This window comes from Prevotella multiformis (assembly GCF_018127985.1).
GTDB lineage: Bacteria > Bacteroidota > Bacteroidia > Bacteroidales > Bacteroidaceae > Prevotella > Prevotella multiformis.
In genome coordinates, this window is sequence record NZ_CP072358.1 from 486,520 (window position 1) to 511,812 (window position 25,293).

A 25,293-nucleotide genomic window follows, 5' to 3' on the forward strand; every position below is an offset into this window, starting at 1 on the left:
GTCCTAAAACCCAGTTGCAAGCCTACCCGCTTAAACACACAATTTCATAAGCCTATATAAAAAGAAAGGAATATCTGTAACTCCTCTGAACTGTGCCCTGAATGCCTTAACCTTAGCATTGAATGACTCGGCATTTGCATTCGTAGCTCTGTTTACAAAGAAATTGAGTATGGTTTGATAATGATTTTCAAACGTGTCAATCACTGTGTAGAAATTGTCCACTCCCAGCTCTTCAACCTCATTAAACCATTTTGCCAGCTTCAGCCTTGCAGCATCCTTGATGCTCTTGATGTTATAAATGTCGGTAAGTTTCATAGCCAAATCATATGCCTTTTTCAGTGTCGGATAATGTTCAAAGATGATCTGTGCCCTACCTTTCTGTGTTTCAGTCCACTTGGTCTTGTGCTTGGTCAATATGAACTTTGCTCTGGCGAGCAACTGCTTGCGCGTGTCACCATTGCTGTATCTAAATGGTATATATTCCTTACCCTTACTTTTAGCTTCTTTTATCTCCTCATTCTCTTTATCTCTTGCCATCCATCGGTAAGCGATACGCATGTCATCCAGAGCATCATAATATAGTTTCTGCACATGAAATCTGTCATTGGTAATAAGTGCTTTGGGAAAAACAGAGCGGGCTATGCGCATCATCGAAGATGACAAATCGAGTGTTATCTCCTTGACAGTCTTCCGTTTAGAAAGGTTTATCTTCTTGAGAACCTGGATGACGTCCTCAGCCTTGGTCCCTTTAACCACAGCCACTAAAGTCCCTTTTCTGCCCTTTCCCGCCTTGTTGGTCAGAAAAGTATAAACCTCGCCACTGCTTAGACAGGTCTCATCGATACTTAGACTCTCTCCTATGTTATCTTCAAACAATAGCCAGTCTTGAGCATGATCCAACTGATTCCAGCTACGATAATCACTGAAATGTTCCTTGTACTGTGTGGATAACAGCTTGCCATTTACGCCATAGTGCGCACCAATGCTTGCGATGCTCTCTGCAGTGGACTCAATTCTATTCTTTTAAAAAAGAAACGAACTCGGGGGATAGTTTACTGCCCTCGGCCGTCAAATCATCATATGAATAAGTAAATATCTCTCCGTTGGAACTGTCACGCCACTTGCGACGGCGAACATGGAGGTAAACTGCTTTGCCACGAAGGGGAAAGTCCTGAATAACACGCTCGCTGGTAAAACCATAACTGCTTACAGTGCCTAACTTATGGTCTGACTTTTCCATGAAGTTACGCTCGTCAAGCCAAAAGTCAAACTGGGAAACACTCTCTTGAATATCGACAACATCAAAGTAGTCGGCAAGTACATCTGGAAAGATGCAACGTAATAATTGGTGACTCTTCATGATGCAAAGGTAATAAATACTTATGAGATTGTGTGCTTAAGCGGATAGACTTGCAACTGGGTTTTAGGACTGACCCGTTATGAAGCGCATCTCGTTGAAAGCAGAAGTGCGGACAGACGCATATGCAACTACGTCTGTCCGCACTCCATGTAAACTTTATCGAAGGGGTATTGCCCGATTACTTCTTCAACTTACCGTAACGGCTCATGAAGCGGTCGACACGACCGGCTGTATCGACAAGTTTGCTCTTACCAGTGTAGAACGGGTGAGAGGTACTTGAGATTTCGACTTTTACCACCGGGTAAGTTTCGCCTTCAAACTCTACTGTCTCTGAAGTCTTGCATGTAGACTTTGTAAGGAACATATCGCCGTTGGACATATCCTTGAATACGACGGGGCGATAGTTTTCTGGATGAATACCTTTTTTCATTTTTTTATTTATCTGTTTGTTAATAATTCACATTTCGTTCCCTGCCCTCCCAAGCAGTAAAGGACAGATACTTAACAGGGTGCAAAATTACGAATAATTCTGCACCCTGCCAAATATTTCAAGTTGTTTTTTACTTCACTTCCACGTCCTTGATTTCCCATGTACCTGCGGCATTGGCACCATCGCAGGCGTAAAGGAAGCCGATGCGGACGGTAGACTGGCCGGCATATGCCGAGAGGTCACAGGAGGTGGCAACAAACTTCCAGTCCTTGGCAGGATAGGTCGACAGGGGAACATCATTCCAGGTCGTTCCGTCGGTAGAGACCTGTACCTTAAAGTTGCTGGCGGCATTTGAGAAGTAGTTGCCAGCGACCATGAATGTGAGCGTTGCGGAGGTCCTGCCGGCAAGACTGAAGACAGGCGACTCCAGACGACTCTGTGCAGCATAGTCGGAAGTGCCTTTATGCGAAGTGGCCTTCATGTATTTCCTGGAGGCATCGTGTTTCCAGATGTAGGTGAGCTGGGACGGCAGGCTGATGTCGTTGACGGTGAAGTTGTCCATGCCGGCATCGAACTTCGCCGTAAGCGCCGCGACAGATGGCTGCGGAGAAGGTGTCCCGCTGATGGAGACGATCTTGCTGCCCTTGTCGACTTCCATGACGACCTGTCCCTGCTTGTTGGTAAAGGACTTGAGGTTTCCTTTGACAACGACGGTCTGACCAGCTTTCAGGTCTTCCTTCGAAGCAAAGTCGGCACCGTTCAGCCCCTTCCCCGAGTAGACTTTGAGTGTCTTGTCCGTTCCGTTGTCAGAGAGGTAGTAGGTAAGGCTCTTGTGGGTTGCATCGTAGAAGTTGACATCAGAGATGATTCCTTTGACGTATGCCTCGCCGCCGGCAGTCTGTCCTGCCTGTATTTTCTGCACGGCTTCAGCCACAGTCCATGCCGTCGCCTCCGTGTTCAGGTCGGCAGCAGGCGTATCCTCAGCTTTCTTGCCGTTGAGGGAGTAAATATAGTTGCCCTGCGTGAACTCCTTGGTACCATTGAAGTTGACGAGCTTCCCGTATACGACGACCTTGTCGCCGGCCTTGAGCCTGTCGGCCGCCGTAAACTTCTTGTTCCCCAGGTCGTAGCCGCGGTAAACCGTCAGCTGACCGCTCGCCGTACCGTCATCTGAGATATAATAGGTGGCATTGCCGTAGTTCGTCGCATCGATTTCCTTGACGCTCACGATGGTTCCGGAGACATACACCTGCTTGTCGAGGTTCTGTCCCGCCTCGATGTATTTCAGTGCAGCTGCCACGTTGAAGGGGTCAGCCTCCGTGCCGGAGCCCTTCGGATCGGCAGCGGGCTTGGGGGTCGGGGTGACATTGCTGTCGTCAAAGTTCATGCTGTAAGGTGCCGGAACATCCTCGCAGCCTGTGAAGGCGGTGGCGGTCAATGCCAGTGCCATCATGGAAAAAACAATCTTTTTCATATTCGGTTTTATTATTTGTCTTGTTAGTTAATGGAGATGATCTTGCTGCCCTTGCCGACCTGTGGCGTAGAGGTAGCCTCATAATAATCCAAAGTGCCGAGGATAACGACCTTTTTCCCCACACTGATCTGCGATGCCGACGTGAACTTGTCACCATTCAGATAGAAGCCGCGGAACACCTGCAGCTGGTTGGCCGTCGTGCCATCGTCAGACAAGCAGTAGCGTGCGTTGCCATACTTGAGTGACACCTCGTCGATCTGCGAGATGATACCCTTGATATAGTAGGGCGTGGCATCCTTCTTGTTCAGCTTCGCATAAGCCAGCGCCCGTGTGATGTCCAGAGGCCTGGCCTGCGTGCCGTTGCCCTTGCCGGGGAGTCCTTTGAACGGGTCTGTCTTCTCTACGGATTTGATATCGTCAAGCGAGCGGATGAGGATTTCCCACTGGTTGTTGAAGCGTTTGAAGATACCGGTGATGTCCACCTTGCCTGCCGGTATCCTGCTGTTGGCGAATTTGGCGAAGTTGCTGTTATAGACAATCACCTTCTTTCCGTCCTGCTCGTTCAGCGTCCAGCTCACGCTGCCCGCGCCGCCATTCGCATCGGCGAAAGTGCTGTCCACCTTCGGATTGTTGCTGCTCTTGAAACTTACATTGCGGAGAATCCCGATCCTGCCGCCGTCCGCATCGAGGCTCCATGTGGTGACATTGCTGCCGACGGCGAACTCTGCCGGTTCCACCTTGTTGCCCGTCGAGAGAATCTTGCAGTGCCGGTCCCATGTGAAACGGCTCATGCGGCCGACAAAGGTCGCACCGTTCTTGTTGGTTGTCGGCACACCGATTTCAGCCTGCTTGCCATAGTTGCCGACATAGAGATCCTTCAGACTGACAAGAACTTCCGTACCGACCGGCAGCGAGCCATGCAGTCCGCCTTGTGCGACAGCCACGATGACGGCTCCCGTTGCGTCCTGCAGAGCCAGTTCCTGATAGATGTTCCCATCAGCGTCAGAACTGGTGACAATACCTTTTATCTTGATGTCGTCAGCGACTTTCGCATAGCTGTCGCCGTCCCGGTAGTCGGTGGCGAGATAGGTCGCATACCTGCTTTTCAGCTGTGCGATGGTGATGACATTCGTTTCGGGCAGTTCGTTGTTTCCGAAAGGCGCCGGTGCGTTTGCATCCGGCTCGGCGTAACTGTCGCCCATGCAGGATGCAAAGAGGGCGCAGACAGCGGCCATCGTAATGAATTTCAGTTTCTTCATAACTGTTCTTGTCAATTAGTTTTAGAATTTATAAGCAATGTTCAACATGCCGTTGATGCCGTTCACATAGTACTTCTTCGGATTGCGGTAGAAGTCGTAGGCACGGGTCGTCGCCTCGCCGGTCGTCCTGTTGACGGTGTAGTTGCTGCGGCTCTGCTCGTAACCTCCGCTGACGATCTTCCGGTTGTTCAGCAGGTTGGTGACCATCAGGTTGACGGACAGACTGCCATGGCGCAGGTAGATGCTCTTGCCGACAGAGGCGTCGAGCATGAAGCCGCCCTTGCCCTCACTCTGTGCATACGGTGTGTAGTTGCCGTCGGCATCCATGCCCCCGAGAGCCGTGCCCATCGTGCGGAGCGTGCTGCCGTAACGGAGACTCGGCGCATAGGAGAGATAGATCCGGTCGTAGTAATTGCCGCTCAGGTCGATGTACCATCCCGCCTTGTGGAAGCTCAGAATGCCGCTGTAAATGCTCAACGGGGTGCTTACCTCGTGCATTCCCTTGTTGTAGACGACATCCCTGTTGTAGGTGCTCTTCGTAGAGTTCAGGTAGACCACATCCGCATTGTTGGCATTCTCTGCTTCGCTCCATGTGCCGAGCGCCTTGAAGTTGAGGAAGCTGGTGAGCTTGAAGTCAAGACCCAGCTCAATGCCGTAGTAGTTCTTCCTCATGTTCGTCATGCTGACATACGTGAAGGAATTAACATCATCGAAGTAGAAGTTCTGCCACTCGGTCACGTGGGTCATGTGGTTGTAATAACCGCTGACATTGGCATGCAGCCAGCTGCCGGAATACTGGTAGCTGAGCTCGCTGGAGAAGATGCGCTCGTTGCGGAGGTCGAGCACGAAGTCGTTGTTCATCTCCGGGGAGGCGAAGGCCGTGCTCGCATTCGGCGCACGGTGCTCATAGCCCAGGCCGAGGGAGAATGCGTTGCCGCCGCCGAGTGTCAGCGTGGCATTCGTCTTCAGTCCTCCCGACACGAATTCCGCATGGCGGCTCTTGCCGTCGGAATTGTCAGCGAACATACCGTTCCGCATGTGACCGACACGGTACATGTTGTCGTACCCGATCCTGCCAGCCACCATGTAGTGCAGTTTCCCGAGAGTCTCGGTGTAGCTGGTCCACAGCTGGCCGCGGCGTACATTGATGTTGTAGTCATAGCCGAACCGGTCGCCTTCATAGACGAGCTTGCCCAGTCCCAGCGTACCCGCCGTGTTGAGGTCGTACTGGATGCGCGGGTCATTGGCGGCATAGCTGCCGATGGCGTAGGTATTCACGTTATGGAAGCTCCGGGCACCCAGCAGGTCCTCCATCGTCTGATAGTGCCGGGCAAGGTTCTGTCCGAGGAGGAAGCCGACGTTGACCACCCTGTTCTTCCCGACATGGCCGGTGAGCGTAGACGAGAGGGACACCGTCATGTTGTCATTGTGCTTTGCCTGTACATAGTAGAGGGCATCCTCTCCGTTGGCGGCTGCCTGACGGTTGGCATAGTAGAGACGGTCCCACTGGATCTGCCGGTTCTCCTTGCTGCCCCACCACTCTACGGCCGTCTTCCAATCGGCATACGCCTGTGCGGTACGGTAACGCGCATTGCCCTCGCCCCACACGTCGTAATAGCTGCTCGGGAGATTCTTCCAGTAGTCAGGCTGCGGGTTGTCGCTGTTGTTATAATTCAGCTTCGTGCTCTTGTACATGGAGTATTTGGCGAAGAGGCTTGTCGTCAGCTTCGTCTTCTTGCTGATGTCCCAGTCCCAGGTGAGGACGGCGGAAGGTGCGAAGTCGTTTACCACACGGCTGTTGCGCCTGTGACCGTTCTGATAGCCCCAGTAAGGATTGTACTGGTAGTCGTTGGCGAGCCAGTAGGCCTCATCCGTACTCGCACCCTGTGAGGCACGCTCGGTCGGATTGCCCCAGGTGGACAAAGACAGGGAATGGCCGTTGTTCCACTTCTTCTGCACGCCGAAGTAGTAGGACAGGGAGTTGTAGAAGGTTCCCTCGACGTAGCCGCGGTTCGCCCAGCGGTAAGCCACGCTGGCCGCCACCGCCCAGCCTCTGGCATTGAAGCCGCTGCCGTAGTTGTACATGCCGCGGAGGGTATAGTTGCGGTTGGCAGCGGAAAGGGTGACACGGTGTCCGGCTGCCATCGACCCGGCACGGAAGTCGTAGTTGTTGCTTCCCGCCAGCCCCGTCATGGAGAAGCTGTTGTCCTCGAAGGGAAGCGCGAAATCAACGTTGCGTGTCTGCTGGTTGATGCCTCCCACCATGGAATAGCGGAACTGCCCGCTTTCCAGGTCGTTCACGGGGGCGCCGTTGATATAGATGTCGTTATACTTCTGGTTCAGCGCACGGTAACGGAAGCGCATGGGAGAATACAGGAACCCCACCTGTGAAGCATAGACGTTACTGTTCGAGTTGAGGATCGTGACGTTGTCGTTCATGTCGTTGTCCTCGCCCAACTGCGCCTCGGTAAAGGTAAACGCTTCCTCGTCCATGGCATGGGCCGTCTGCTCCTGCTTGCCCGCGTGGGTGTTCTGTGCGACCACCAACGACGAACTGCACAGTGCCAGCACGGCGAGTTTCAGCTTTTTCTGCATAGTAGATTACATTAATATATGTTATACTTTGCGTGCAAAGTAACAAAATAAATTTTAAAAAGGAAAGACTTTTTGATTAAATTTTCAGGAATCATGCCTAAATCTCGGATTAATTACCGATATTTGCAGATCCAATAAGAAGATAAACGAAACACGGCACGTGTCGTCCGGCACGCCTGCCACCGGGACAGACGAAGGCGGACCGGCAGCACGGATGCCGCCGCGAACGTCACCGGACACAGCCCCCCATGTCTGAAACCTCTAATTACGAACTACAACATTTAACAAGAATGAGAAAGTTACTATTTGTTCTTTTCTGTACCGTCCTCCTCGGTACGTCCGCCTCGGCGCAGAAGAAGTTTTCCGTTTACGCCGTCGGCTTCTACAACCAGGAAAATCTGTTCGACTGCACACACGACGAGGGGAAGAACGACTATGATTTCACACCGGACGGAAGTTACCATTGGAATGAGATGAAGTACACACACAAGCTGCACAACATGGCGACCGTACTGTCCGAGATGGGGACGGACGTCCTGCCGAAGGTGGGATGTGCGCTCATCGGGCTGGCGGAGGTGGAAAACGACCATGTCATGCGCGACCTCGTCGCCCAGCCCGAACTGGCGGCCCGCGGCTATCACTTCGTACACATCGAGGGACCCGACCACCGCGGCATCGACTGCGCCCTGCTATTCAATCCGAAGCTCTTCACGATCCGTAACACGAAACTGGTGCCCTACGTGTACGACCTGCCGAAGGACAGCACCCGTGCCACCCGCGGATTCCTTACGGTCAGCGGCACGATGGCCGGCGAACACGTGACGGTCGTCGTATGCCACCTGCCGAGCCGCGGCGCCGATTCCTACTACCGGGAACTGGGCGGCAGACAGGTCAAGGCGCTGAAAGACTCCCTCTTCCGTGACGACAAGGACGTGAAGGTGATCGTGATGGGCGACATGAACGACGACCCGACGGACAAGAGCATACACGACTGCCTGTCGGCAAAGGCTGAAATCAGCGAGGTAGGACCGGGCGATATGTACAACCCCTGGTACAACGTCCTTGTGAAAGAGGGGACAGGCACCTTGCAGTATCAGGGCAAGTGGAACCTCTTCGACCAGATCATCATGACGCCTAACCTGCTCGACAAGGAAGGCAAGAAGGACTTCAGGGAACTGAAATTCTGGAAGAACCAGATCTTCCGCCGCGACTATCTCTTCCAGGAGACAGGCAAATACAAGGGGAACACCAAACGTACCACGGCCGGCGGCGTATGGCTGGACGGCTACTCAGACCACCTTCCGGTTGTCACTTATTTTGTCAAGGAGCAGTAAAGAGCCCCCTTCCCAACAGTGGGAGTCCCGGCCGCCGTCCGCAAGCCCGCTTATGACGCACGCCGCCCGGGAGGCTTTGCAGGACCGTGAGGATTCCCGGCCGGCGGCCGGGAATCCCCGTCCTCCTTTAGAGAGAAGAAACCGGACGGACGGTGTAACGGAAACAGGGGCCGGACAGCCGCCGCGGCAACTGCCCCCGTATCTCTCCGCACCCGACAGATACATCAGGGCTGCCCCCTTTGACTCCCCATCACTCCTCTAATCCTATTCTCAAAAGAAACAATGGAAACAGAAACCCATCCCTTCGAACCATGGCTGCCCGCCAATGCCCGCCTCCTGCTGTTAGGGACTTTCCCGCCCGCACCGAAGCGGTGGTGCATGGAATGGTACTACCCCAATTACACGAACGACATGTGGCGCATCTTCGGCCATGTGTTCTTCGATGACAAACAGCATTTCGTGGACGAAGAGAACAAGACCTACCGGCTGGACCTGCTCAAGCCGTTCCTGAAGGAGAAAGGCATTGCCATCTTCGACACGGCACTGCGCATCCGACGCACCACCGGCACCGCCTCCGACAAAGACCTGGAGATCGTAGAGCCGGCTGACCTCGACGGCATGCTCCAGGCCCTCCCAGAGTGCAAGGCGGTACTGGCCGCCGGACAGCTGGCGACAAAGGTTCTTACGGATCATTACGGGATTGATGCACGCAAGATGAAGATGGGAGACCACAAGGAGTTCCGCTTCGGACAGCGCGTCATCCGCCTGTACCGTGAGCCGAGCAGCAGCCGCGCCTACCCCATGAAGGTGGAGAAGAAGGCGGAATACTACAGGCAGATGCTGGCAGAAGTGGGAATCCTGAAGTAAGCCGACTGACGACAGAAGAACAAAAAACAGAGAAAATGAAAGACAAGACAACCATCATCGGAATAGCCGGCGGAACCGGTTCGGGGAAGACCACCGTCGTGAAGAAAATCGTCAAAAGCCTTCCGCCCCATTATGTGGCCGTCGTCCCGCTGGACTCTTATTACAATGACACCACGGGGCTTACTGACGAGGAGCGAAAGGCCATCAACTTCGACCATCCCGACGCCTTCGACTGGAAACTGCTGATCAAGCAGGTCAACGAACTGCGTGAGGGGAAGGCCATCGAGCAGCCCACGTACAGCTACATCCTCTGCAACCGACTGCCGGAGACCATCCATGTAGAGCCGAAACCCGTCATCATCGTCGAGGGAATCATGGCACTCAGCAACAAACGCCTGCGCGACATGATGGACCTCAAGATCTTCGTCGACTGCGATCCTGACGAACGCCTCATCCGCAACATCCAGCGTGATACGATAGACCGCGGACGTACCGTCTCGATGGTGGTAGAACGCTACCTGGAAGTGCTGAAGCCCATGCACGAACAGTTCATTGAACCGACAAAGCGGTATGCCAACCTGATTATCCCGCAGGGAGGCGAGAACGTGAAAGGCATCAATATCCTCTGTAAATATATCGAGGGACTGATGCCGAAGAAATAGGCGAGGGGGGGCGAAGGATTCTCCCGCCCCCCCGTGCCGGCAGTGGACACCAGCCGTGTTGCCGGTGAACACCCGCCGTGCCGAGGCTTCGCACGATCCGACAAGCATTACCGGTTCTTCTGAGCCGGCAGGACTCTGCAGAGTTCTCAATACCGCCTGCGCATTTAACGGAGAAAGACAAACGACACCTGTCCGCCGGACAGCATCTGCCTGCGTTTCAGGCGGCATTCCCCTGCCCTTCAAATGACTCCCGACCGGACTTCAAACGATGCCTGTCCGGACTCCAAGTACAGTATTCTCCATTTCGGATGACATTTTGCCACCTAAGCCGACACAGGCCTGACTTTACGCCCGTCACACCCTGCAAAATCCTTACATCTTATTATATTACAGCCCCGTAACATACGAATCAATAACGAAAAAGGCTTAAATTCAGGGATATATAACCAAAGCGTCCTCCGCTTTTATTTTATTAACATCATTTTATCTGATTTTCTTTTGTGTCTTCATTTCTTTTATCTATATTTGCACGCAAACATAAACCTAAGCCAGTTTAAACATAACCGTTACTGCCAGGAGAAGAACAAAATTTAAAACCTAAACAAATATGACAAACAAAAGAACTTGCCTGTACGACAAACACGTTGCATTGGGCGCACAGATGACCCCATTCGCCGGTTTTGACATGCCTATTCAGTACACCGGGATTATCGACGAGCACAATGCGGTGCGGGAGCACTGCGGTGTCTTCGACGTCTCCCATATGGGAGAGGTGATGGTTTCGGGGCCGGAAGCGGACAAATACATCAACCACATCTTCACGAACGACGTGACAGGACTGCCGGCCGGGAAGGTGCTCTATGGGATGCTCTGCTATCCCGACGGAGGCGTGGTGGATGACACCTGCATCTGCAAACTCGACGAACAGCTCTTTCTCATGACCATCAATGCCGCCAATATCGACAAGGACATGGCATGGATCGAGCAGAATGGAAAGGGGTTCAATGTTGTCATCGAAAACAAGAGCGATGCCTATGGCCAGCTGGCGGTACAGGGGCCGGAAGCCGAAGAGAAGATAGAGAAAGTGCTCGGTCTTGCCTGCAAGGACCTGAAATTCTACGAAGTGAAACGACTGGAGAAAGACGGTGAAAAAGTCATTGTCTCCCGCACCGGATATACCGGTGAGGACGGATTTGAGGTCTATGGAACACCGGGATATATCGTCAAGGCATGGGACAAGCTCATGGATGCCGGCGTGAAGCCGTGCGGACTGGGCTGTCGTGACACGCTGCGTTTTGAGGTCGGACTGCCGCTCTACGGCGACGAACTTTCCGACAAGATCTCACCGGTCATGGCAGGCCTTTCAATGTTCGTGAAGTTCGACAAAGAGGAATTCATCGGCAAGGAGGCGCTCCTGCGTCAGAAGACGGAGGGTGTCACCCGGCGTCTGCGCGGCATCGAGCTGGAAGGCAATGCCATCCCACGCCATGGCTACAAGGTACTCAAGGACGGCAAGGAAGTAGGAGAAGTCACCACAGGCTACCGCCTCATCTCGACCGAAAAGAGCTGTGCTGTCGCTCTGGTAGATGCCGCCATCAAGATGGGAGACAGCGTCGAAGTGCAGATCCGCAAGAAGACTTTCCCCGGCACTATCGTCAAAAAGAAATTCTACGAGAAGCACTATAAGAAGTGAAATGAAGTGAGGTGAGGCATAGCCCCGATAGCCGCGTACCATTCCCCATCACCGCCTATCACGCTTATCACCGCCTGTAAAAAATAAAACCCATCTTAAAAGAAAACATATTATGGCAAAAGTTATTGAAGGACTCTACTACTCTGAGTCACACGAATTTGTGAAAGTCGCTGGAAACACCGGCTACATCGGAATCACCGACTATGCCCAGCATGCTCTGGGCAACATCGTCTACGTAGATATGCCCGAGGTAGATGACGAGGTAGAAGTCAACGAAGACTTCGGCGCTATCGAGAGCGTCAAGGCTGCTTCCGACCTCAAGTCTCCCGTTTCAGGAAAAGTCATCGAAGTCAATGAGGCACTGGAAGATGAGCCGGGCTTACTCAACAAGGACGCTTTCGGCAACTGGATCATCAAGGTCGAGCTTTCTGATACTTCCGAGCTGAAAGACCTCATGGATGCCAAGGCCTACGAGGAGTTCTGCGCAAAATAGTCTCCTCACGAGAAACCATGGGACGGGGTAGACGGTGACGCATGAAGGGGACAAGCCTGCCATCACGCATCACCCCCTATCACTGCTTATCACCGCCTACCCCGCCTACCCTCTCCTATCACTACCTATCACCGCCTACCCCGCCTATCACCGCCTATCACCGCCTACCCTCTCCTATCACCACTTATCCCCGCCTACCCACAACCAACCTAACCAATCCCTAAGAACAATGAACCACAAGTTTTTACCTCACACCAACGAGGATATCCAACAGATGCTCGACCGGATCGGCATCAAAGACCTCAACGGCCTCTATGCAGAAGTTCCAGAAAGCATCCGTTTCAAGGGAGACTACGACCTCCCGGAAGCAATGAGCGAGTTGGAAATACGCGCTTTCTTCGAGAAACTCGGACAGAAAAACAGTCTCTTGACCTGCTTTGCAGGCGGCGGCGTGTACGACCACTATGCGCCGAGCGTCATCCCAAACCTCCTGAGCCGGTCAGAGTTCCTCACCTCCTACACTCCCTACCAGGCTGAAATCTCACAGGGAACACTTCATTACATCTTCGAGTTCCAGAGCATGATCGCAGAACTCACAGGCATGGACATTGCCAATGCCTCCATGTATGAAGGGACGACAGCCACGGCGGAAGCCATGATGGCAGCATTCCACAATTCCAAGAAAGCCGATACCGTACTGTATTCCGAGACCTTATCCGAGAACATCATCGGTGTTCTCAAGACGTATGCTCATTTCCACGGAGTGACGCTCAGACCGGTCAAGGCCGAAGAGGGGGTGACTTCCCACGAAGAACTGAAGAAACAGGTAGAGGCCGGAGGAGTAGCCGGAGTCATCGTACAGCAGCCGAACCGCTACGGTATCATCGAAGACTTCACCGGCTTCGCCGATACGTGTCATGACAAGAAAGCGCTGTTCATCGTCAACAGTGTGGCTTCCGACCTGGCCCTCCTGAAGACACCTGGGGAATGGGGAGCAGACCTGGCCGTAGGCGACATCCAGAGCCTCGGACTGCCGATGGCCTTCGGCGGCCCTTATGCCGGCTATATGTGCTCGACGGAAAAACTCATGCGCAAGCTCCCCGGACGCATCGTCGGAAAGACCTGCGACAGCCGTGGCCAGCGCGTATTCGTACTTACACTGCAGGCACGCGAGCAGCATATCCGCCGCCAGAAAGCCACCTCCAACATCTGTTCCAACCAGAGCCTGATGGCACTTTATGCAACCATCTACATGAGCATCATGGGGAAAGAAGGCATGAAAGAGGTCGCCCAGACCAGCTACGACGCTGCACATTACCTCTGTGAACAGCTCACCGCCACAGAAAAGGCAAAGCTCGTCTACGACAAGCCGTTCTTCAATGAGTTCCTCGTACAGATGAAGGAGCGCGACGCCTTCTTTGACAAAGCGGTCAGGAACGGAATCCTACCGGGCGTCAAGGTCGATGACGACAGACTGCTCATCGCCGTGACAGAGAAACGGACGAAAGAAGAGATCGACACGCTTGTCGGATTATTATAGTCAACCATCCTAAACCTAAGCAACAATGAACAACAAACTATATGGCAATCTGATATTCGAATTGTCGCATCCAGGCAGACGCGCCTACAGCCTTCCGGAAAACCGATTCGGGCATCATCCCTTGCCCGACGCCTGCAGAAGGGCCAAAGATGCCGAACTGCCCGAATGTGACGAGATGACGGTCGTACGGCACTATACCAACCACAGTGAAAACAACTTCGGCGTTGACAACGGATTCTACCCTCTCGGTTCCTGTACGATGAAGTACAATCCTGTCATCAACGAGGAAATCTCATCGTTGAAGGCCTTTACCGACCTTCATCCACAGCAGCCCATCGAAACGGTGCAGGGAGCGTTGGAGGTGGAATACAACATCCAGCGCGCACTGGCCTCCATCACCGGCATGGCGGATGTCACACTCAATCCTTACGCCGGCGCACACGGCGAGCTGACAGGGCTGATGATCATCACGTCCTACCACCAGCAGCGGGGGGACACGAAGCGTACAAAAGTCATCGTGCCCGACTCTGCCCATGGCACCAACCCGGCTTCCGCAGCAGTATGCGGACTGGAAGTCGTAGAGGTGAAGAGCACACCGGAAGGACTGGTAGATGTCAACGACCTCAGACCGCTCTTAGGGGACGACATCGCCGGAATGATGATGACCAATCCCAATACGCTGGGACTCTTCGAGAAGGACATCCCGGAAATAGCAAAGCTCGTGCACGACTGCGGCGGTCTGCTGTATTATGACGGGGCGAATCTCAACCCGCTGCTGGGAGCCGCACGCCCTGGCGACATGGGATTTGACGTCATCCACCTCAACCTCCACAAGACCTTCTCTACACCGCATGGCGGCGGCGGCCCGGGGTCAGGGCCTGTCGGGGTCTGCGAGAAACTGATCCCCTTCCTGCCCAAACCTCATGTCATCAAGACAAAGGAGGGCTTTGCCATCGAGGACTGCAGACTGACCGAAGAATATTCTACGGCAGACAACCGGATAGGCGGCTATCTGGGCAACTTCCTCATCATCCTGCGTGCATACACCTATATCCTCTCCCTTGGCAGAAACCATATCAAGGAAGTCGGGCCACTCGCCACGCTGAATGCCAACTATATCAAGGAGTGCCTGAAAGACGACTACGAACTTCCCATCGACACGCTCTGCAAGCATGAGTTTGTGTTTGACGGACTGAAGGACAAGAGCACCGGCGTGACGACCATGGACGTAGCCAAGCGTCTGCTCGACTACGGCTACCATGCTCCGACCATCTACTTCCCGCTGCTTTTCCACGAGGCCATGATGATCGAGCCGACCGAGAGCGAAAGCAAGGATACCATCGACGGCTTCATCAAGACGATGCACGTCATCGCCAAGGAAGCCCGCGAGACACCGGAACTTGTCAAGGAGGCGCCTCACAGCACGCCTATCGGACGGGTAGACGATGTCCTGGCAGCCAAACACCCTATCCTCACTTACCGCCAGCTCATCCATGACATGGAGTCGGAAGAATAAGGACGGGACGACAGGAATCCTACACAATGAATACCATCACGCTATCAGAAGAGGTATAATATGGAGAAAACAGATCTATTGATAATCGGTTCGGGACCCGGCGGTTACCGGACCGCCTCCTATGCCGTGCAGAACGGCCTGCAGGTAACCATCGTCGAAAAAGGCCAGCCCGGCGGAACCTGCCTCAATGCAGGCTGCATCCCCACCAAGTGTCTCGCTCATGATGCAGAGATGCGGCTTGCCGCCTCCACGCTCTATGCGACAGCTCCCCCACTCGACTTCACAAAGGTCATGGAGCGGAAGGAAGCAGTCGTCGGCCAGCTCCGGGAGGGCGTAAGGGCATTGCTCAGCCAGCCCGGCATCACCTTCCTGAAAGGCGAGGCGCACTTCGTCTCTGCCCATGTGGTCGAGGTGAACGGCGAACAGATCGAGGCGACGAACATCATCATCGCCACCGGATCACGTTCCAAGATGCCGCCATTCCTAAAGGAAGCGGAAATCCAAGAGCAGCCGGCAGATGCACGGCATATCGTCACTTCCACCGGCCTGCTGTCCATCAAGGAAGTGCCACAGCGTCTTACCATCATTGGGGCAGGGGTCATCGGAATGGAGTTCGCCTCCGCATTCGCCGCATTCGGGAGCGAGGTGACCGTGATCGAGTTCATGAAAGAATGCCTGCCGCCTGTTGACAGTGACATCGCCAAGCGGCTGAGGAAGACGCTGGAGAAGCGCGGGGTCACCTTCTTCATGCAGAGTGCCGTCAAGCAGATCGTTCCGCCTGCCGGCAAGGAACAGCCTGCGGCGACCGTCGTCTTCGACAGGAAAGGCAAGGAGCAGACGGTAGAGACCGACCTTGTACTCATCGCCACCGGACGGCAGCCCAATGTGGAGCAGACCGGTCTGGAGACGGCTGGCATCGGGTTCAGCCCCAAGGGAATCGCTGTCGACGACAACATGGAGACAAATGTGAAAGGCGTCTACGCCATCGGCGATGTCAACGCACGGCAGATGCTGGCGCACGCCGCCACGTTCCAAGGCTTCCGCGCCGTCAACCACATCCTCGGCAAAAAGGACTTCATCCGCCTTGACATCATGCCGGCCGCCATCTTCACCTATCCGGAAGCTGCCTGCGTAGGAAAGACGGAAGACCAGTGCAAAGCCCAGGAAATCAAGTACACCACCCGGAAAGGCTTCTACCGGTCGAACGGCAAAGCACTGAGCATGGGAGAGACCGAGGGAATGGTAAAAATCCTCGTCGGCGAAGGCGGCGAGATCCTGGGCGGACATGCCTACGGGGCACACGCCGCCGACCTCATCCAGGAACTGGCGGCACTGATGAACCGCAATGCGACGCTGGAAGAGATACGCGACATCATCCACATCCATCCGACACTGGGCGAAATCCTGCAGGATGCCCTCATCTGAAAAGGAAGAACGCCCGCCCCTGCAACAGAAACAGCGTCAGGCCGCTTCCCGGCAAGAAAAGACAGTCAAGGACGGACCGTAAACATGACGGAACCGTTCCTTTCCGGAGCAGAAACACGAAGACGATCCTCCGAAAACAGAACATTTAAACATGAAATGTTTGGAGGATAAAAATCTTTATACTAACTTTGCACATAGAAAGGATACGGATCCAGTCGTATCGATTCGATCGGGATAGTCATCAAATAAATCAGAAAACCCGAGATGACTTCTTCTGTCAATGGCGGGCCACATAAACCGCATTCCTGCGACTAAGCCGCAAGGCCAGTGGATTACAAAGACGAAGAGCTCTCCTATCATTGATACTCGGACTTTTCATCACATCGTCGGTACGACTTTTCTATTTCCCCTTCCGGAAAGAAAGTGGGATTGAGGTGGGGTTCCCAAAAGGAACTCCACCTTTTTTTGCCCGGCAGACCACAGGCGGTACAGGCTATCGGATGGATTGACAGATCCAATTGAAAGCACCGGCAGGTCACATCAGAAAAGAACCGGAAGATCCAGACGGGAATCCGGGCAGGTCACATCAGAAGAAAAGACAGCCCCAGACAGGAGTTCCGGCAGGCCGCAATGTGATGACAGACACCGGCGGGGAAACCCTGCGACAGGCTTCATAAATAAAAACAATAACAACATGCCCTCCTCTTACAGCATCTGCCTGTGCCGGCGGGAAGAAAGACCGACGCCCTCCAACCCAGACAGGCCGGAGGCCGGGGAGGACAAAAAAAGAAAGGAAACCTACAACCATGTTCTCAGGAATCGTAGAAGAAATGGCGACACTCACCGGAATCGAGCACGAAAAGGAAAACATCCACTTCACCTTCCGCTGCTCATTCGCAGAGGCGCTGAAGATCGACCAGAGCATTGCCCACAACGGCGTCTGCCTTACCGTCGTACGCATCAAGGACGGCTGCTATACGGTGACGGCCATGAAAGAGACCCTCGAACGTTCCAATCTGGGACTGCTCAAGATCGGCGACCGTGTCAATATCGAGCGTTCCATGCTCATGAACGGACGGCTGGACGGGCACATCGTACAGGGGCATGTCGACAGGACCGCCCGATGCGTCCATGTGGAAGATGCGGACGGAAGCACCTATTTCACCTTTGAATACCCTTACAGCCGGGAGATGGCACAACGCGGCTATTTCACCGTCGACAAAGGTTCCGTGACCGTCAACGGTGTCTCGCTCACCGTCTGCGAACCGACCGACAACCGTTTCAAGGTCGCGATCATCCCCTATACCAGAGCGCATACGAACTTTGCCGACATAACCGTCGGAACGGTCGTGAATCTCGAATTCGACATCCTGGGGAAATACATCGCCCGCCTGAACAGCCTGTCGAAGTAGCCCGGACGGACTCTACGACAGGACATGAAAAAAAATGAAAGGACACCTGCTTCCGCACAGCGTTCTCAACGAGAGGCTGTCCGGCGGGCAGGTGTCCTTCATGTGTTATGGCTGGTATGGATTGTTTCTTACAGCGTATGCCCGTCCAGATAGTCCTGAATGGTCGTCTTGTAACTGTCGGAGATCGGCAGGACGGCATCGCCGATGACCACGCGGAAACGGTCGATCCCTTCTATTTTCTTCATGTGGACGATATAGGAGCGGTGAATGCGCATGAACTCCGGCCGGGGCAGCGACTCCTCGATCTTCTTCATGTTCATCAGGCTCATGACCGGCTCACGGCCGTCGGTAAGATAAATCTTGACATAATCTTTCAGCCCCTCGATATAGAGGATGTCGTCGAACATGATCTTCACCAGTTTGTATTCGCTCTTGACAAAGATGAAACGGTCGTCCGAGGCGTTCTCCGACTGCCGTATGCTTCTGAACCATTCCAGTGCCCGGTTGGCACCCGCCAGAAAATCATCATAGCTGACAGGCTTCATGAGATAGTCGATCGCATTGGCCTTGTACCCGTCGACGGCATACTGGCTGAATGCCGTCGTGAAGATGATCTTCGTCTCCTTAGGAAGAATCCTGGCAAATTCAAGCCCGCTGAGTTCAGGCATCTGAATATCTAAAAATATGAGATCGACCCTGTTTTCACGGATGACTTTAATCCCCTCTACCGCACTGTTGAAGACGCCTATCAGGTTCAGGAAGAGCGTCTTCTTGGCATAGCTTGCGAGCAGGTCGGCCGCAAGGGGTTCGTCGTCAATGATTATGCAGTTTAGTGTCATAAATAATTATTTTGGATGAATAGATATTTCGTTTACTGTCAAATCCTTTCTCCCATTTGTACTTGCCCGGATAAGCAAGTTCGAGTCTGCGCTCCACCTGCTTGAGCCCGATTCCGTGTCCGTTTCTTTCAGCCTCCCCCCGGGGATAGCTGCTGTTCTGGATAGAGAAGACAATGCAGCTGCTGTCCGCATCCAGATGGATATGGATGAAGTTCTTGCGTCCCGGACATATCCCGTGCTTGAAGGCGTTTTCCAGAAGCGAGATGAAGATCATCGGAGCGACAAGCACCTGACAGGAGTCCGGAACATGGCAATCACGGGAGATCTCGACATTCTCGGGTATGCGGATCATCATCAGGTCCACGTAATTATGCAGGAACTCCACTTCCTCCTTCAGGTTCACGTAAGGCTGCTGGTAATCGTAGAGGATATGGCGGAGCATCTTCGAAAGGTCGATAATGGCCTTCTGCGCCTTCTCCGTGTCGAATGCCGTCAGCGCATAGATATTGTTCATCGTGTTGAGAAGGAAATGCGGATTCACCTGCTGCCGCAGGTTGACCAGCTCCGCCTTCGTCATGGCCGTCTCCGCCTCCCGCTTCTCCGCTTCCGCCTTCGACAGCCGCTGTGCCATCAGGACAGACGTAGCCGCCCCTGCACAGATACTGAGGTTGAAGAAGTTGCGGATAATGAAGAAAACGTGGGGATTCAAATCCTTCTCCGTGGGCAGCATCTGGTAAGGAAAAGCCACGATCAACCGTTCGTTCCCTATGTGGTAAAGCCACTCATGCTGCGCAATAGACAGCAACAAGATAAGGAGAGCGTTGAGCATCCAGAACTCTTTCTTGTTTCCTTTCAGCAACATCGGCGAAAGCACGAAATAATTGAGATAGGCCACAATCACCATGGACAACGGAACAAGATACTGTGAAAAGCTGTTCCTCAGCGGGCTGATCCCATGAAGGGCGTACATCATAGGAATGAGGAGGAGCGGGAGCCAGATAATGACCTGGTTCCATAAATTCCTGGAAGTATAAATCTGTTTCCTCATTTCTCGCCCTTGTTTGCTTATATCTAATACAAATCTGCAAACAAAGGTAATAAAAGTTTCTGTAAAATAAAATGTATTCTTAAATTATGTGAGTTTTTTTTACATTTACCTGTGTTAAATTATATACAGAAGCCGCATAATTAACTTCTTTTTATACAACAAAGAACGGCAAAGCTTCATGTCAGACCTCCCCGGCACGTCTCTTCCCGTCCGGCAGGCTGTCCGCCGGCCGTATTCCTGTCCGCCGCCCTCCTGCCGCAAAACACGGCCGGAGACAGGCAAGAACACGCAACAAAGGAAGATACCCTTCTCTTTTTCCCACCTGCACCATCCACGTACGCTCCTGCAAAAACCGCTCCGAGACGGCAACGGCAGGCCTCCGCATCCTCGGGTATCCACCGTCACAGCCCCCGCACGGGAAGACTGCCCATGCCTGTACGACAGCATCCGGAAGTCTGGCGGAACGTGACCGGAGGGCGACAGGACGCTATGGGAAAGTATTTGACAATTCACCGCCGTCAGGACTCCCTGCAGACGCACGTCCCCGACAGCCGGGAGCCATGTTCCCAACGGTCGGGAACCGCAGTACCAGCGGTCGGGAATCATGTTCCCAGCGGTCGGGAACTACGGTACCTCGCCCCCTTGCAGGCGGCGGATCCGCACCGCATCGGAAATCTCCCAGCAGTCTTTCAAACGTCCTTACCGGTAGAAAGCAGTGTCCGCTCGCCTGAAAGGCAGAAATCCCCCAAGGGGTTTTCAGCACCTGCCGGCAATGACAGGAATCCCCGTGCGCAACCTCCTTCCAGCTGTCAGCCCCTCATAGAGGCTTTGGAAAAGCAAGCCGTCCCATCCGGCCAAGTACGTCCAGCCTCGGACTTCCACAACAGCCTGTCTCCCTCCGGGCAGCCGATTGCAAGCGTGCGGATCCCCGCCACGGCTGGTATTTACCATCGGCACGGCCGGTGTCGGGCATCGGCAAGCCTGCAGAAGAACAGATGCGTTTCCGGCTCACTGTCATACACCGAGCAAGGAAGCAGGGGTGCCTTATGCGGAGCATGTTTATGGGACAGCAATACCACCGAGGCTGCCTGCGCAGTCCCTGACAGCCCGGAGGACAACGAAAGAAGCCCCGCCCCTCTCCGTCTGCCGGGTCTGGAGACGAAGAGGAACAGGGCTTGTAGTGTCCTGCCATCCGCTGTCTACCTGGAGACAGCAGGATAGAGGACAAACTCAAAGGTTGTAGATTGTATGGGTACTCTGTACTGCGCTGCTACGCCGGGACCGCAGGTTGCGGTGCCGACACCGCTCTGGTCGGCATCCAGATGGATGGTGAGCAGGCCGTCGCGCGAGAGCTGGTTGATATGGGTGGCACGGTCGATGACAGGGTCGGAGAACGGCACTGCGGAGAACTGGAACGGACTGCGTGCGGCCACCATGAGGCGGTTCTTCGTATCGGAGAACGACGCCCAGCGCACATCGGTACGGTTGCCGGTGGCCTGCGGCTTCACATAATAGTGGAACATCGCCTCCGCCGTCGTCCGGTAACGCCCTATCCGTCCCGCCTGCTTGCGGTCGTTGTAGGTCTCCACGTCGCCCCGGCCATAGTATTCCACCTTGCCGAACGAATCGTTCATACGGAAGGCAAGACCGATGCGGGCCACCGACTTGATTACCGCCGTGTCCGGGGTGAAGGTCGTCCTGACCGCCAATGCGCCGTTCTTCTGCGGCCGGTAGGTAAAGACGGCTCTGCCGATGACATTGCCCTTCCTGCCCAGTATCTCCGTTTCCGCACGTGTCACGTCTTTGCTGCGGACGATTTTCGTCACCCTCTGGCTGATGGAGTCGATCCCCTCCTCACGCCACAGCCTCAGCCCGAACCGGTCGCGACCGTCGTTGTCGGTGGCCGGGCGGTAGAGGCTCAGTGCCATCGGCGTGGCCAGGAACTCCCGGCCCCCACTCTTCAGGGAGAGGAGCGCGCCGGTCTCCGGATCCACCTTGTAGCTGACATGCTGCTTCTCCCGCGGGAGGAAGACGGTGCAGTCAGGTGCGCTCTTCAGGCAGAACTGGTCGTAAGCCACGGTGTTCTCCCGGGTGAGGATCAGTCCGTCACGGATCGGATGCCACTCCAGGTCCAGGTACAGCTCCCCGGCGGCAGGAGAACAGACGGCAGGAAGAATCACCGTCGTCGTCTCGTGCGGGGCACAGTCCACGTGCTGCGTGCCGTGGGAGAGCGACTTCCCGTTCTCATCCACAATCCGCCAGTCGAGCTGGTATTCGTTGAGATTGGTGAAGTCGAACCAGTTCCTGACCTTTACGGTGATTTCCTTCCCATGTGCGACCAGTTCGGTCTTGATGTTCTGGTAGACCTTCTTCACCTCCTGCAGATGCGGGTGCGGCGTACGGTCGGCCGCCACCAGACCGTTGCAGCAGAAGTTGCCGAAGCTGGGGACATCCTTCGGGCCGTAGTCGCCGCCGTAGCTCCAGTACCAGTTTCCGTCCTTGTCAATCTCACGGAACGACTGGTCCACCCAGTCCCAGATGCTTCCTCCCTGCAGGACGGGCTCTCTCTCTATCAGGTCCCAGTAGTCCTTCATGCCGCCGCAGCTGTTCCCCATGGCATGGAGATACTCGCACAGGATGTAAGGGCGTGTCGTGTCCGTCCGCTTCGCATAGGCTTCCATGTGGTCCAGCGAGGTGTACATCGGGCAGTATATGTCGGTATTGAAATTCTCCCCGGAGCGTTCGTATTGCAGGGGACGTGTCGCATCCTTCTGTTTCAGCCAGCGGTAGGTATGCTCGAAGTTCGTACCGTTTCCGGCCTCGTTGCCCAGCGACCAGATGATGATGCTCGGGTGGTTCTTGGAACGCTCGTACATCCGCCGTGTCCTGTCCATGTGGGCAGTGAGCCATGTGCTGTCCTTTGCCAGCGACTCCTTCCCATAGCCCATTCCGTGCGACTCGATGTTCGCCTCGTCGATGACGTACAGCCCGTACTTGTCGCAGAGCTGGTACCAGTAAGGGTCATTGACATAATGAGAGCAGCGCACGAGGTTGATGTTGTTCTGTTTCATCAGGCGGATGTCCTGCTCCATGAGTTCCTTGCTCACGGTGCGTCCGCGCTCTGAATGTTCATGCCTGTTCACGCCCTTGACGAGGATGGGCACCCCGTTCACGCAGAGCTGCCTGTCCTTTATTTCGACGCTCCTGAATCCCACCTTGCTTCCGGTCTGTTCGGTCACCTTGCCGTTCTTGTCCTTCAATGTGACGAGCAGCGTATAGAGATTCGGATGCTCTGCACTCCACGCCGCGACACCCGGTACCGTCTGCGGGGTGAACTCCGCCGTCCCGCCGCTGTCCTTCGCATGGACCGTCTTCTCCTCCGTCAGGACCTCAGCCCCTCCGGCATCGGTCAGCGCATAGCTTACCGTGGCGTCTCCGCCGCCCTTCACACGTACCGAAAGGCCGAAGCGGCCGTTGTAAGTGCCGTTCTCCTGCCTGTCTACCCCTGCCGAGACATTGTAGTCGGCGATGTACTGCACAGGCGTGGCATAGAGATAGACATCCTGCTCGATGCCGCTCATGCGCCAGAAGTCCTGACACTCGAGGTAAGAACCGGCGCTCCAGCGGTAGACTTCCATCGCAATGACGTTCTCGCCGTCGCGCAGGTAGGGGGTGACCTCCCACTCGGAAGGCATCTTCGACCCCATGTTGCAGCCCACGTACTTCCCGTTGACCCACAGATAGAAGAACGACCTCACACCCTCGCAGCAAAGGACGATGCGCCGTCCTTTCCACGCCGCAGGAACGGTGAATGTACGGCGGTAAGAGCCGACCTCGTTCTCCGCATACGGCACAAGCGGCGGATTCTTCTTGAAGTGGAAGAGCTTGTCATCGAACTCGTAGGTATCATTGACATAGATCGGCAGCCCGTACCCCTGCCGTTCCCAGTTGCCGGGCACATTGATGTCCGCCCATCCCTGCACCGCATAGTCGGTCTGGTAGAAGTCCTTGGGCCGGCGGTCGGGATTCTTCGTCCAATGGAATTTCCATTTGCCGTCGAGCGTCATGTAATACGCCGAATGTTCGTAGCCGCCGGGCTGCTGCAGGTCGTCCACCGAACTGTATGGCTGTACATAGGCGTGCGGCTCGAGTTTGTTCATGCCCGTGCAGTACTGGCTCTGCCAATCCGGGGCGGCGTTCTGTGCCATTGAGCACAAGGGGATAAGTGCTCCCAGGAGGAGCGCGGAAAGTCTTTTCATGTTGATGTCAGGTAATGAAATTTCAGAACAGATTTAGTGAATGAGGGCGGAAAGGGCCGTCTCTCCCGGAGTTCATTCCGAGAGGGCGATTTCCTTTCCGTCAACGGTATAATGGAAAGAAACGGTATAAGAGAGTCCGTCCAGCACGTTGCTGATGTCTTTGCTCTTCTTGATCACGCCGGTATAGGTCTTCCCGTTGTCCAGCCCGGGGGCTACCGTAATCCTGCAGCCGTAGAGCTGTTCCAGGATACGGGCGATTTCCCTGATGCGCATATTGCTGAAAGGAATCATATTGTCGCGCCATACGGCATCGACAGGGGCATAGGTGTTTTCGGTCTTGATGACCTTCACGTCTCTGCTGACAGTGGCTTTCTGGTTGGGATGCAGGACGACCTTCCCCTGTCCGTCCAGTCCCGTCACCTCCAGACGGCCTTCTATCAGACTGATGACACTGGCCTTTCCCCTGCCTTTCGCATTGAAGTTGAAGGTAGTCCCCAGCACTTTCGCCGCCGCCCCTTCGCTGCTTACTATGAAAGGTTTTTCGGGATTCTTCGTGACATGGAACAGGGCCTCTCCTTCCAGTTCCACCTTCCGTTCGTCGCCGTCGAAATGGTCGGCATAACGGATGGCGGCTCCTTTGTTGAGCCATACGGTGGAACGGTCGGGCAGCGTGACTTTCTTCACACCGTCCAGGGCGGCGACCGTAAGGATCTCCACCGACTGGCGGAGATAGGCGAACAGCCCCCCTCCTACCAGCAGGACGGCCGCCAGCACGGCTGCCGCATAGCGCAGGAGGCGGAAAGAACGCCGACGGTCTTTCTGCGACTCGTAGTCCGCTATCCGGGCGAAGAGCCTGTCCTCTGCCGCAGCGGTCTTCTCCCGTGTGGCGAGCGGGTTAGGTTTTCCCAGATGGCAAGCCATCTCCAGTCTGAAGAGTTCCTTGCGGTTCTCCTCCGAGCGTGCCAGCCATTCGGTCAGCCGCACCATCTCCTCGTCTGTCGCCTTGCCGGCGAGATAGTCCTTAAGGGTCTTATCGTTTATATCGTCCATGTTGTTCTTTTTCAACTGAGGTATCTGCTTTTTCTTT

At 54.6% G+C, this 25,293-nt stretch carries 19 protein-coding genes; 9 read left to right on the forward strand and 10 right to left on the reverse strand.

The window, feature by feature from the left end; translation table 11 throughout:
- Positions 1-30: 30 nt before the first annotated feature.
- The 6 genes from J4864_RS08345 to J4864_RS08370 all read right to left on the reverse strand — a co-directional run bounded on the left by J4864_RS08345 (position 31) and on the right by J4864_RS08370 (position 7,118).
- Positions 31-1,014 (reverse strand): ISAon1 family transposase, encoded by a 984-nt coding sequence (locus J4864_RS08345; RefSeq protein WP_449579655.1) that lies wholly within the window; start codon positions 1,012-1,014, stop codon positions 31-33.
- Position 1,015: 1 nt separating this feature from the next.
- Positions 1,016-1,360: an ISAon1 family transposase N-terminal region protein gene (locus tag J4864_RS08350; RefSeq protein WP_211813866.1), complete on the reverse strand. Its 345-nt coding sequence runs from the start codon at positions 1,358-1,360 to the stop codon at positions 1,016-1,018.
- A 178-nt stretch (positions 1,361-1,538) separates the two neighbouring features.
- Positions 1,539-1,790: a type B 50S ribosomal protein L31 gene (locus tag J4864_RS08355; RefSeq protein WP_007366805.1), complete on the reverse strand. Its 252-nt coding sequence runs from the start codon at positions 1,788-1,790 to the stop codon at positions 1,539-1,541.
- A 130-nt stretch (positions 1,791-1,920) separates the two neighbouring features.
- Positions 1,921-3,264: a choice-of-anchor J domain-containing protein gene (locus J4864_RS08360; protein WP_211815288.1), complete on the reverse strand. Its 1,344-nt coding sequence runs from the start codon at positions 3,262-3,264 to the stop codon at positions 1,921-1,923.
- A gap of 23 nt (positions 3,265-3,287) precedes the next feature.
- A complete protein-coding gene (locus J4864_RS08365) occupies positions 3,288-4,523 on the reverse strand; it encodes a DUF5689 domain-containing protein (RefSeq protein WP_211815289.1) in 1,236 nt (411 codons plus the stop codon).
- Between the two features lie 21 nt (positions 4,524-4,544).
- Positions 4,545-7,118 (reverse strand): porin family protein, encoded by a 2,574-nt coding sequence (locus tag J4864_RS08370; protein ID WP_211815290.1) that lies wholly within the window; start codon positions 7,116-7,118, stop codon positions 4,545-4,547.
- 290 nt (positions 7,119-7,408) lie between these two features.
- On the opposite strand from J4864_RS08370, the gene J4864_RS08375 reads away from it, so the two are divergent.
- From J4864_RS08375 to J4864_RS08415, 9 genes are all read left to right on the forward strand, one after another.
- Positions 7,409-8,452 carry an endonuclease/exonuclease/phosphatase family protein gene (locus J4864_RS08375; protein ID WP_211815291.1) on the forward strand — a complete coding sequence of 348 codons (1,044 nt, stop codon included), beginning with the start codon at positions 7,409-7,411 and terminating at the stop codon, positions 8,450-8,452.
- A 282-nt stretch (positions 8,453-8,734) separates the two neighbouring features.
- Positions 8,735-9,319 carry a uracil-DNA glycosylase family protein gene (locus tag J4864_RS08380; RefSeq protein ID WP_211815292.1) on the forward strand — a complete coding sequence of 195 codons (585 nt, stop codon included), beginning with the start codon at positions 8,735-8,737 and terminating at the stop codon, positions 9,317-9,319.
- Positions 9,320-9,354: 35 nt separating this feature from the next.
- The gene (gene udk / locus J4864_RS08385; protein WP_007366811.1) at positions 9,355-9,981 is read left to right on the forward strand and encodes a uridine kinase; all 627 of its coding nucleotides are present in this window, start codon (positions 9,355-9,357) and stop codon (positions 9,979-9,981) included.
- Between the two features lie 607 nt (positions 9,982-10,588).
- Positions 10,589-11,674, forward strand: a complete 1,086-nt coding sequence (gene gcvT, locus J4864_RS08390) for a glycine cleavage system aminomethyltransferase GcvT (protein ID WP_211815293.1) — start codon at positions 10,589-10,591, stop codon at positions 11,672-11,674.
- Between the two features lie 112 nt (positions 11,675-11,786).
- The gene (gene gcvH / locus J4864_RS08395; protein WP_007366813.1) at positions 11,787-12,167 is read left to right on the forward strand and encodes a glycine cleavage system protein GcvH; all 381 of its coding nucleotides are present in this window, start codon (positions 11,787-11,789) and stop codon (positions 12,165-12,167) included.
- Between the two features lie 229 nt (positions 12,168-12,396).
- Positions 12,397-13,707 carry an aminomethyl-transferring glycine dehydrogenase subunit GcvPA gene (gene gcvPA, locus J4864_RS08400; protein ID WP_211815393.1) on the forward strand — a complete coding sequence of 437 codons (1,311 nt, stop codon included), beginning with the start codon at positions 12,397-12,399 and terminating at the stop codon, positions 13,705-13,707.
- Positions 13,708-13,732: 25 nt separating this feature from the next.
- On the forward strand, positions 13,733-15,223 hold the full coding sequence (gene gcvPB, locus J4864_RS08405) for an aminomethyl-transferring glycine dehydrogenase subunit GcvPB (protein ID WP_211815294.1): 1,491 nt from the start codon (positions 13,733-13,735) through the stop codon (positions 15,221-15,223).
- A gap of 60 nt (positions 15,224-15,283) precedes the next feature.
- The gene (lpdA, locus tag J4864_RS08410; protein ID WP_211815295.1) at positions 15,284-16,648 is read left to right on the forward strand and encodes a dihydrolipoyl dehydrogenase; all 1,365 of its coding nucleotides are present in this window, start codon (positions 15,284-15,286) and stop codon (positions 16,646-16,648) included.
- A gap of 806 nt (positions 16,649-17,454) precedes the next feature.
- Entirely contained in the window at positions 17,455-18,060 is a 606-nt protein-coding gene (locus J4864_RS08415; protein ID WP_211815296.1) for a riboflavin synthase, read from the forward strand.
- 128 nt (positions 18,061-18,188) lie between these two features.
- Here the strand turns inward: J4864_RS08415 and J4864_RS08420 are convergent, their stop codons facing one another.
- The 4 genes from J4864_RS08420 to J4864_RS08435 form a co-directional block, all read right to left on the reverse strand.
- Positions 18,189-18,899: a LytR/AlgR family response regulator transcription factor gene (locus J4864_RS08420; RefSeq protein WP_007366818.1), complete on the reverse strand. Its 711-nt coding sequence runs from the start codon at positions 18,897-18,899 to the stop codon at positions 18,189-18,191.
- Positions 18,874-19,947 (reverse strand): sensor histidine kinase, encoded by a 1,074-nt coding sequence (locus J4864_RS08425; RefSeq protein WP_211815297.1) that lies wholly within the window; start codon positions 19,945-19,947, stop codon positions 18,874-18,876. The genes J4864_RS08420 and J4864_RS08425 overlap by 26 nt, the downstream gene beginning before the upstream one ends.
- A gap of 1,199 nt (positions 19,948-21,146) precedes the next feature.
- Positions 21,147-24,206 carry a glycoside hydrolase family 2 TIM barrel-domain containing protein gene (locus J4864_RS08430; RefSeq protein WP_211815298.1) on the reverse strand — a complete coding sequence of 1,020 codons (3,060 nt, stop codon included), beginning with the start codon at positions 24,204-24,206 and terminating at the stop codon, positions 21,147-21,149.
- Between the two features lie 72 nt (positions 24,207-24,278).
- Positions 24,279-25,256, reverse strand: coding sequence for a FecR family protein (locus J4864_RS08435; RefSeq protein WP_211815394.1), 978 nt, complete (start codon positions 25,254-25,256; stop codon positions 24,279-24,281).
- Positions 25,257-25,293 lie beyond the last annotated feature (37 nt).